The organism is Kitasatospora sp. NPDC004240, assembly GCF_053603215.1.
In genome coordinates this window covers 1-10367 of sequence record NZ_JBSGFD010000251.1, presented here as the reverse complement: position 1 = coordinate 10367, position 10367 = coordinate 1, and the positions used below count along the sequence as shown (strand labels likewise).

The window sequence follows — 10367 nt, the reverse complement described above, 5'->3', positions numbered from 1 at the left end:
CAGGCGCGGCCGCCGCCGGGGCGGGCGCGGTGGCCCGGGGGGCCGGTTCGGCCAGCGGGTCCGGGGCCTCGGCGAGCAGTTCGCGCGGGATGAGCACCACGGCCGTGGTCCCCCCGTACGGGGAGGGCCGCAGGTGCACCCGGATGCCGTGCCGCCGGGCCAGCCGGCTCACCACGAACAGGCCCAGCCGGTCGGTGTCGGCGAGGTCGAACTCCTGCTCCTCGGTGAGGCGCTCGTTGATCTCGGCGAGCGCCTGCTCGCCCAGCCCGAGGCCGCGGTCGTCGATCTCCAGCGCGAAGCCGTGCGCGACCACCTCGCCCTGGACGGTGACCTGGGTGTTCGGCGGGGAGAACACCGCGGCGTTCTCGACCAGCTCGGCGACCAGGTGGGTGACGTCCGCGACCGCGCTGCCCAGCAGGCCGGTGCCGGGGAACGGCCGGACGGTCACCCGGGCGTAGTCCTCGACCTCGCCGACCGCCGCGCGCACCACGTCGACCATCCGCACCGGCTTGCGCCAGGCGCGGCCGGGCGAGCCGCCGGCCAGGATGATCAGGCCCTCGGCGTGGCGGCGCATGCGGGTGGTCAGGTGGTCGACCTTGAACAGGTCCTCCAGCTCCGCCGGGTCCTCGGTGCGGCGCTCCATGGTGTCCAGCAGGGTCAGCTGGCGGTGCAGCAGCACCTGGCTGCGCCGGGCCAGGTTGACGAAGACCGCGGCGATCCCGCGGCGCAGCTCGGCCTGTTCCACGGCGGCCTCGACGGCGGCCCGCTGGACCGCGTTGATGGCCCGGCCGACCTGGCCGACCTCGGCGGGGCCGAACTCCAGTTCAGGCGCCTCGGTGGCCACGTCCACGGCCTCGCCGCGGCGCAGCCGAAGCATCACCGAGGGCAGGCGGGTGCCGGCCAGCTCGTTGGCGGCGTTGCGCAGCCCGATCAGCTCGCGGGCCAGGCCCCGGCCGATCCGGTAGGAGATGACCACCGACAGCACCACGGCGACCAGGCCGATGACACCGGCGATGCCGCCGCGCCACAGCAGCCCGATCGCGTACGAGCGGGAGCGGTCGCCGATCGCGTGGGCGAGCCGGTTGTTGATCGCGGCCAGGTCGCCCAGCGCCCGGTCGGCGGTCTCCCGCCAGGAGTCGCCGTTGATCGCCTGGGCGACCCGGTCGGGGCCGCCGGCGCCGACGAAGTCCGCCTCGGCGCGGGCGAGCGCCGCCCAGGCCTCGCCGCCGCGCAGGCTCACGTACTCGGACTGGTCGACCGGGTCGAGCTCGGCGATGTAGACGGTGAACAGCGCCTGCTGGTTGTGCAGCGCGTCCAGGGCGACCTGGTACTGCTCGGAGGTGACCCGGGTGGTCGAGTTGCGGATGCCCTCCATCGCCGCGTCCTCCTGCGAGAGGTACTCGCGGGCGCGGGTCAGCTCGATCAGGATGGTGCCCTGGCGGGGGAGTTGGCCGCTCTGGCGGGCCACGAAGGCGGAACGGAAGCCGAAGGTGGGCTTGACCAGGTCGCTGTACTGGGCGAGGGCGAACTCCCAGTTCAGCGCCGAGCGGTTGATCTGGCCGCGCAGCGGTGCCAGCTGGTCGGCGGCGGCGAGGATCTGCAGGTAGCGCCCGCGCTGGGCGGCGTCCAGCTTGCCGGCCCCGCTCTCCTTCTTGTCGCGCAGCAGGCCGAGGTCGCGGTCGGTCATCGCCTGGGCGCGGGCGAAGGCGTCCGCGGCGGCCCGCGAGCCGGGGTCGGCCAGGCGCTGGACGGCGGCCCGGCGCTCGTTCTGCAGCGAGTAGGCGTACTGGTCGACCGGGGCGCCGAACTCCTGGTACGTGCTGGTGACCTCCAGCTGCGTCCAGACGTCCCCGGTGGTGGCGAGTGTCGCGTACACCCAGAGGGCGGTGAGGGCGACGATGGGCACCATGAGCAGCGCGATGATCTTCGCGCGGATCGAGCTGCTGCGCAGACGCATGGAGTCCTCGGTGAGTCCTCGGCCGGGTACTGCTACCGGGCCTCGGGGGTGGTCGAAGGAACTGCGGGACGGCTGGAGGGACGGCTGGATCGTCGGGGGCTGGTGGGGTCCACGTCAGGTCCTGGCGGCCAGGTCTGGCTGGAGGTCTGCGAGAGCCTACTACGCCCTGACCACTCGTTCGAGGGTCGAATGCATCCTCGTCGCGGTCTCCCGGCCACAGTGTCCGGATCATCCCGGACGTCCCGTATTCACCCACCCCCCGGACCGGACCGATCGTCCGGTCGCCAGGCACTTTGCGCACGCGTCGGTGCCGATCTCGTCGCGCCATGGTCACAAGCCTGGGCACTGGCAGTCCGATCCGATAGTTTCGCCATCACCTGTCCGGCCCGCCGGCCGGCCCCGATCGGGCCCTCGGCCGGGCTCTCGGCCGGGCCCTCGGCCGGGACGGGGCGCGGGACAGAGCGCGCAGAACAGAGCGGGCGGAAACCGGAGCGCGCGGGACGGCGGCCGGAACGGCGGGCGGGGTCGCAACGGGATCGGGGGGTGGCGTGCGCGAGGTCTCGACCCCGGCACTCCCCGCCGCGCCCGATTCCGGCGGGCTCGCCGACTCCGTGTACGACGCCGCCGAACGCTCGCCGGGCCTGGTCCAGTTGGCCCGCTGGGACGAGCCCGCCGAGCGGTGGCTGGAGATCACCGCGCGGGCCTTCCGCGACGAGGTGCTGGCGCTCGCCAAGGGCCTGCTCACCCGGGGCGTCCGCTACGGCGACCGGGTCGCGCTGATGTCCCGGACCCGCTACGAGTGGACGCTGTTCGACTACGCGCTCTGGTCGGTCGGCGCCATCCCCGTCCCGGTCTACCCCACCGCGGCACCCGACCAGGTCCGCTGGATCCTCGCCGAGACCCAGGCGGTGGCCTGCGTAGTGGAGGACGAGGACCACGCGATGACGGTCGGCGCGGTCTGCGACGCGCTGCCCGAGCTCACCGGCATCTGGCAGCTCGACCGCGACTGCGTCGCCGCGATCACCGAGGACGGCCTGGACGTGCCCGACTCGCTGGTCCACCGCCAGCGCCTCGGCGTCACCGCCGAGAACATCGCCACCGTCGTCTACACCTCCGGCACCACCGGCCGTCCCAAGGGCTGTCTGATCACCCACGGCAACCTCGCCGCCGAGGCCGACGCCCTGCTCGGCGGCTGGGACGAGGTGATCCGCGAGACCGGCGGCGCCCAGCCGGCCACCCTGCTCTTCCTCCCGCTGGCCCACATCTACGGGCGCGCCGTGCAGATCGCCGCGATCCGCGGCGGGCTGCGCATCGGCCACCTCCCCGAGGTCTCCACCGAGGCGTTACTCCCCGCGCTGGCCTCCTACCGCGCGACCTTCCTGCACGCCGTCCCGTACGTCTTCGAGAAGATCTTCCACCGGGCCCGGCGCGCCGCCGAGGAGGCCGGCCGCGCCGAACTCTTCGAGCAGGCCCGGCAGGTGGCCGTCGACTGGGCCACCGCCCGGGAGCGCAAGGCACTCGGCCACGGCCCCGGCCCGGGCCCCAAACTGCGGCTGCGCCACGCCGCGTACGAGCGCACGGTCTACCAGCGGCTGCGGTCGGTGTTCGGCGGCCAGGTCCGCACGGTGCTGTGCGGCGGCTCCACCCTCAGCCGCGAACTGGGCCTCTTCTTCGCCGGCGCCGGCCTCAACCTGTACGAGGGCTACGGGCTGACCGAGACCTCCGCGGCGGTCACCGCCAACCCGCCCGGCCGCACCAAGTACGGCACCGTCGGCCGCCCGCTGCCCGGCTGCACCGTGGCGATCGCCGAGGACGGCGAGGTGTGGGTGCGCGGCCCCAACGTCTTCACCGGCTACCTCAACCACCCCCGGTGCACCGCCGAGTCGCTGTACGACGGCTGGTTCGGCACCGGCGACCTCGGCGAGCTGGACGAGGACGGCTACCTCACCATCACCGGCCGCAAGAAGGACCTGATCGTCACCAGCAACGGCAAGACCCTCGCCCCCGGCGCCCTGGAGGAGCGGGTGCAGGCCCACCCGCTGGTCTCCCAGTGCCTGGTGGTCGGCGACGACCGTCCGTACGTGGCCGCGCTGATCACCCTCGACCCGGCGGCCCTGGCCCACTGGCTCAAGTCGCACGGCCGCGAGCAGCTGGACGAGTGGGCGGTGCTGGCCGACGAGGAGCTGCACGCCGAGATCCAGCGGGCGGTGGCCGCCGCGAACGCCTCCGTCTCCCGCGCCGAGTCGATCCGCGCCTTCCGGCTGCTGCCGCGGGAGTTCGGCCTGGAGCAGGGCCTGATGACACCCTCGCTGAAGCTGCGGCGGCAGGCGATCACGGAGTACCACTGGCAGGACATCGAGGAGCTGTACGCGCCGTGAAGCCCTGACGCGGGCCTTCCCGGGCCTTGCCCGGGGGGCCGGGCCGGGCGGGGATCCGTTCACCGGCACGGCTCTTGACGGACCGTTTGGTCCAGTCCATTGTTTTGCCTCGGTCTGAGTGCGGCACGCCGACGGCTCCCGCCCCTCGGGGAGCGCCCCCACCGTTCACACGCGCCCGCCCCACGGGTGCGCCCCCACGCAGGAGTCGTCACTTGTCCGTTTCCTCACGCCTGTCCGCCCTCGTCGCGTGCACCTCGCTCGCGCTGTTCGGACTCGCCGCGCCCGCCTCGGCCTCCGGGGAGGCGGCGTCGGCCGCCGGCGTCAACCTGGCCACCAACCCCGGCTTCGAGATCCCCGCCTCCTCGCTGGCCGACTGGGGCTCCGTCCCCGGCTGGCAGTGCACCGGCGGCCCCGCCGAGGGCAAGGTCACCACCGCCGCCCGCACCGGCTCCGCCGCGCTCGCCGTGACCCCCGCGAGCGGCGAGTCCACCGGCGAGTGCGCCCAGACCGTGTCCGTACGGCCCGACACCACCTACACCGCCTCGGCCTGGGTCAAGGGCGCCTTCGTCTTCCTCGGCGCCACCGGCACCGGCCACGACGTGGCCCCCGCCTGGACCGAGACCACCGGCGACGGCTGGCAGCGCCTCACCACCCGGTTCACCACCGGCCCGAACGCCTCCTCCGTCCGGCTCTACGTCCACGGCTGGTACGGCCAGGGCGCCTTCTCGGTGGACGACGTCGTGGTGGACGGCCCCGCGCCCGCCCCGGCCACCGCCCTCTCCAGCGTGCCCACCCAGGACAAGGTCGTCTTCATCACCGTCGACGACGGCTGGCAGCGCACCCCCGAGGCCGAGCAGGTCATCGCCTCCGCCAAGGTGCCGGTCACCGCCTTCCCGCTGCCGATGCCGGCCGGCTTCGACCCCGGCTTCTTCAAGCGGGCCACCGCCGTCCCCGGCTCCTCCGTCCAGAACCACAGCGTCTCGCACGCCGATCTCAGCAAGCTCGGCCTCGCCGAGCAGCAGGTCGAGATCTGCGACGCCCGGGACGCCCTGACCCGGCTCTTCGGCACCGCGCCGACGGTCTTCCGCCCGCCGTACTTCGCCTGGAACGCCGACACCCTCCAGGCCGCGGCCAACTGCGGCATGCGCACCGTACTGACCGCCAACGCCGACTTCAGCTGGGGCGCCTCCAACGTCTGGCACCCCGGCCCGCTGGCCGCCGGTGACGTGATCCTGCTGCACTGGACCGACACCCTGGCGACCGACCTCCAGCGCGCCCTCGCGGCCGCCGAGGCCGCCGGGCTCAAGCCGGCCGGCCTGGCCGACCACCTGCGCTGACGCACCCGGCGGACGGGGTGTCCCGCCGGACCCGCGGTCCGGGTCCCGGGCACCCCGTCCGTCCGCATTTCCGTTTGATCACGCCGCGCGCGGTCGGTCCGCCGGGATCCGGTGGGCGTTGACAGGGCGCGGGGATCATGGTTCTAATGAGCCGCGTGCAGCGTGACGCCGGCCAAAGAGAACTGGGCCGGCCGGCGATCGGGCCAGCACCTTTCACCGAGGGACGACGCGTCATGAGTTCGCACTCCGCTCCCCTTCTCTGATCCACGTACGCGCCCGCGGCCGCCCGGCCGCCGTGCGTACGCGTGCACGGCGCTGCCCTCCCCGGCTGCGGGCTCCCCCCTTCCCACGGGAGAACCCACCAGCAGATGCCCAACCATCACTCTTTCAACGACGGCGTCATCGCGGAATTCCGCGCCAACGGCGGCCGGGTCGGCGGCCCCTTCGAGGGCGGCGACCTGCTGCTGCTCACCACCACGGGCGCCCGGTCCGGGCGGCCGCACACCGTGCCGCTCGGCTACGTCCGCGACCCCGACGGCCGGCTGCTCGTCATCGGCTCCGCCGCCGGGGCGCCTTCGCACCCGGCCTGGTACTTCAACCTGCTCGCCCACCCGCTGGTCGGGGTGGAACTCGGCGACGAGGAGTTCGAGGCCGTCGCCGTACCCGCCGAAGGCGCGCTCCGGGAGCGGCTCTTCGCGACGGTGGTCCGCGCCGAACCCGGGTACGGCGACTACCAGGCGCTCACCGAACGGGTGCTGCCCGTGGTGGTCCTGGAGCACACCGGTGACGCCGAACCGGCCGAGGTGCGCAGCCTCGCCGACAAGCTCCTGCAGGTGCACACCTGGCTACGGGCGCAGCTGCGGCACGTACGGGAGGAGGCGGACGCCTACTTCGCCGGGGGCCACACCGGGGGCCTCGGTGGGGGTCTCGGTGGGTCGGCGGGCGGCGCTCGGGCCGGGGCGCCTGAGCTCGGGCTGCGGCTGCGGCAGCACTGCCTGGCGTTCTGCGAGACGCTGACCGTTCATCACACCGGGGAGGACGCGGCCGTGTTCCCGGCATTGGCGCGCAGCCACCCGGAGCTGCGGGGGACGCTGGAGCGGCTGGCCGAGGAGCACCGGACGGTGGCCCGGATCCGCGGCGAGCTGACGGAGCTGCTGGACCGGCTCGCGCAGGGCGATCCGGAGCGCTTCCGTGCCGAGCTCGCCCGGATGTCGGCGGAGCTGGAGGCCCATCTGGCCCATGAGGAGGAGTCCCTGCTGCCCGCGCTGGCGGGGATCCCGTTCCCGCCGGCGCGCTGATCCCGTCGGCGGCGAGGTGAACGGGCGGTGCTCCGCCGGCCGGAACCGGCGGAGCACCGTCACCGCTCGCGGTGCGTGGATCGGGTGGTGCGTCGATCAGGTGGTGCGTCGATCAGGCGGTGTACGGGTCAAGCGGTGTACGGGTCAGGCCTGGGCGGTGAAGACCGGCAGGTAGCCGCCGGACTGGCCGCTCGCCTTGGGGTGGTAGCTCTCCTCGATGGGGAACGTGGTGCTGTTCAGCCAGGTGGTGGAGCTGCCGCAGATCTCGTGGTTGGTGAAGATGCTCCGGACGTCACCGAAGGCGAAGCCGGCGTTGGCGGCGCGCTTGGCGAGGACGTCGTTGAGCACGTCGGACGCGCTGTTGATGGCCGCGCGCTTGGTGTCGCCGATGCCGAAGATGCAGCTGCCGCCGACCTTGTACAGGTGCGGGTAACCCATGACCACCACGCGGGCGTTGGGCGCCTTGGCGTGGATGGCCGCGTACAGCGCGTCGAGCTTGCCGGGCAGGGTGGTGGTGGCGTAGTTCTTCCCGGCGGCCACGGCGGCGAGGCACTCTTCCTCGCCGTCCAGCACGCAGGTCTGCATGGTGCTGGAGAAGCCCGCGTCATTGCCGCCGACGCTGATGCTGACCAGCGTGGTGGCGGAGTTCAGCGCCGACAGCTGGTTGTTCTGGACGTCCCCGGTTCTCGCCCCGGAACAGGCCACGAACGAGAAGGAGGACACCGTGTGCGTGTTCTTCCAGAGGTACGGGTACGCGTTGGTGCTCCGCTTGCAGCTACCGCTGTCGCCGAGGTAGCTGCCGGCGCCGAGGCCGGAGGAGTACGAGTCCCCGAGGGCGACGTAGTTGACGCCTGCGGCGCTCGCGCTGGACGCGGTGAACAGCGTGGTGAGAGTCAGTAGGACCGCCATGACGGCGACGGACATGGCACGGGCTGGACGTAGCACGACACCTCCACTGGTGACTTGGGTCACAAAGGTGATACCAGGGAGTAGCCACCCCGGGAAGTGGTCATGCCAAGGATATTGACGGTCCGTCTGACAACCTGTCGGTGAACTGCACCTCGCATCAAGGGTGTTGACGCAGGTCAACGGCAGGGCAGGCCGGCGGGGCCGGCGGCGGAACCGGCCTGTCCAGATCCGGCCACGGTCGGCGGGTGCGGGGGCGGACGGTTGCCCCGCCCGGAGCGGGCCCACCGGTCACCGCGCGTTCGACCGGCACCGCGCGGGCGCGGCATCACCGGACGCGGCGGGGCGGCGCACCACCCGGCACGGCTCCGCGCCCGGGCGCGGCCGCGCACCACTGAGCTCGGCCCGGTGCCGCCGGACGCGGCCCGCACTGCCGCAGGTGACCTCGCGTCACCGAGTGCGGGCTCGGGCTATCGGGTGCGGGCTCGGGCCACCAGCCGCCACCTCGGGCTACCGGGTGCGGGCTCGGGCCACCGGATGTGGCCTCGCGTCACCGGACGCCGGGGAAGACCGTGCAGCCCTCGACCGGGAGCTCCTCGATCGCCTCGTTGGCGACCGCGGGCACGCCGAGCCGCCGGACGGCGGCGGCGACCGCCGCCCGGGCCTGGCGCAGGCCGGGCGCGCCCCAGCCGAGCAGTTCGACGACCAGGCCGGGCGAGACCAGCAGCCGCCGGTAGTGCCGGCCCGAGGCCGGGTCGGGCACGCTGGGGCCGACCGCCCGCAGCGCGGCGGCCATCCGGACCCGGGCGCACTCGTGCCCGCCGTTGGCGGAGCCGACCCGGTCGTAGAGGTAACCGAGGTAGTACGGCGTGCCGATCAGCGCCTGCGCCTCCTCGGCGGCCTCCCGGGCCAGGGCCGAGCCGGGGTCGCCCTCGTCCTCTGGCTCCAGGGAGCCGCCGGGCAGCGAGACGATGCCGTCCCGGGGGTTGACCAGGGTCAGCACCCGGCCGTCGGGGGCGAACAGCCAGCCCCACGACTGCTTGACCGGCAGGCCCGCGGGCACCTGCTCGTCCGGCCGCCAGGGCCAGCCCGCGACGGGACGCCGGCGCACCCGGCCGAGCAGTTCGGCGATCTCCGCGCTGTACTCGATCCGGCTCACGCGTCCCCCCTCTCGGTGTCGGGCTCGCCGGACCGGTGGAGCGCGGGGTGGGCCTGCGGTGCACGGTTCAGGGCGGAGCGGTGGGAGCGCTCGGGGTGGGGCACCGCGCGCTCCTCTGTTGATCTTCCCCGAAATCTTCCCCGAACAGGCGGTCGATGAACAGTCCCCACGGCCGCATGGCGGACGCCCGGCACCCCTGCCGTCACCCGCGTCGGTCGCTCAGCCCAGGGGCGTCCCCCCGTCCGGGCCGCCCCGGTCGTCGGAGGGGGAGCCGGCCGGCGGGTGACCCGGGAGCGGGAAGCCCGGGAGCGCCGCCGCGTCCGGCGGCACGGGCACCCCGCACCCGGTGTCGGCCGCCAGCGCCCGCGCCACCTCGCGGAGCGCCATCGGCCGCAGTCGCCCGGCCTCCAACGCCCAGCCGCGGACCGGCCGACCGGGCGGCGGCCCCGGCACCACCTCCGACGAGCCGTCCGGCGGGCCTCCCGGCGCCCCGGCCGATGCCAGGTCCGGCGGCGGGCCCGACGACAGGCCCGGGTCGCCACGGCCGCCGGCGTCGCCGTACAGCAGCAGCGCCCCCTCACCGCGCGCCGCGACACCGGCCGCCAGGGTGACGCAGAACGCCTCGGTGTCCCGCCCGTCCGCGAGGACCTCACCCCCGGCCCCGACGGTCAGGCCCGCCACCGCACCCAGCCGCTCGCCGTGCTCCGGCCCGTGGCAGCGCAGCGTCAGCAGGTGCCGGCCGGGCCCGGCGCCCTCGGCCAGCGCCAGGTGGACACCGGCCACGTACCGCATCAGCTCCGCGATCCGCGCGGGCACCTCGGGGCCGTCCCCGAGTGCGTCCAGCAGCGCCGCGCAGCCGATCGACATCCGCACCCGGGCGCGGTGGTCGTCGGCCAGCACCGGGAGCAGCTCGGTCAGCCGCTCCCCCGCGTAGACGAACGGCTCCCCGGCCAGCTCGGGGTCGGCGGCGTACGCGACCCGGGCGGCCGCGCTGCCCGGGTCCAGGCCGAGGGCCTCGCAGTAGTCCTCGTAGTCGGCCGGTTCGAGCACCCTGAGGTGGATCTCGATGCCGAGCCCGCGCATCGCCGCGAGCCGGGTCTCCGTCCGCCTCAGGTAGGCACGGTACCCGGCGCCGCCGAGCAGCCCGTACCGCTCCAGGCGCAGGTGCGCGGCCGCGTCGGCGACCAGCGCCAGGGCCACCGGCTGCGGCGGCGGCCCGCCCCGGGGCCGCGCCCGCCGCCGCGCTCGCGGCCCGGCCCCGTCGGAGCGGTCCGTACGGGCGGGGCCGCCCGCGGCGGCCGGACCGCGTGCCCCGCCGGGCGGGCCGGACCC

6 protein-coding genes and 1 pseudogene are annotated in these 10367 nt (G+C 74.5%); 3 read left to right on the top strand and 4 right to left on the bottom strand.

From position 1 onward, the window contains the following. The coding region (locus ACWEQL_RS37700; RefSeq protein ID WP_452155315.1) for a sensor histidine kinase at nt 1-1957 on the bottom strand (1957 nt) is incomplete at its 3' end. Between the two features lie 548 nt (nt 1958-2505). Here ACWEQL_RS37700 and ACWEQL_RS37695 point away from each other — a divergent pair. The 3 genes from ACWEQL_RS37695 (at nt 2506) to ACWEQL_RS37685 (ending at nt 6970) form a co-directional block, all read left to right on the top strand. Further along, complete coding sequence (locus ACWEQL_RS37695) at nt 2506-4335, top strand: AMP-dependent synthetase/ligase (RefSeq protein WP_452155313.1); 1830 nt, start codon at nt 2506-2508, stop codon at nt 4333-4335. A gap of 212 nt (nt 4336-4547) precedes the next feature. After that, a complete protein-coding gene (locus ACWEQL_RS37690; protein ID WP_452155311.1) occupies nt 4548-5672 on the top strand; it encodes a polysaccharide deacetylase family protein in 1125 nt (374 codons plus the stop codon). A gap of 368 nt (nt 5673-6040) precedes the next feature. Then, complete coding sequence (locus ACWEQL_RS37685) at nt 6041-6970, top strand: nitroreductase/quinone reductase family protein (protein WP_452155309.1); 930 nt, start codon at nt 6041-6043, stop codon at nt 6968-6970. Nucleotides 6971-7114: 144 nt separating this feature from the next. Here the strand turns inward: ACWEQL_RS37685 and ACWEQL_RS37680 are convergent, their stop codons facing one another. The 3 genes and pseudogenes from ACWEQL_RS37680 to ACWEQL_RS37670 form a co-directional block, all read right to left on the bottom strand. After that, nucleotides 7115-7894: an SGNH/GDSL hydrolase family protein gene (locus tag ACWEQL_RS37680; protein ID WP_452155307.1), complete on the bottom strand. Its 780-nt coding sequence runs from the start codon at nt 7892-7894 to the stop codon at nt 7115-7117. Nucleotides 7895-8426: 532 nt separating this feature from the next. Beyond that, on the bottom strand, nt 8427-9035 hold the full coding sequence (locus ACWEQL_RS37675) for a hypothetical protein (RefSeq protein WP_452155305.1): 609 nt from the start codon (nt 9033-9035) through the stop codon (nt 8427-8429). 219 nt (nt 9036-9254) lie between these two features. After that, nucleotides 9255-10367 (bottom strand): annotated as a pseudogene (locus ACWEQL_RS37670) (hypothetical protein); the annotation flags it as partial.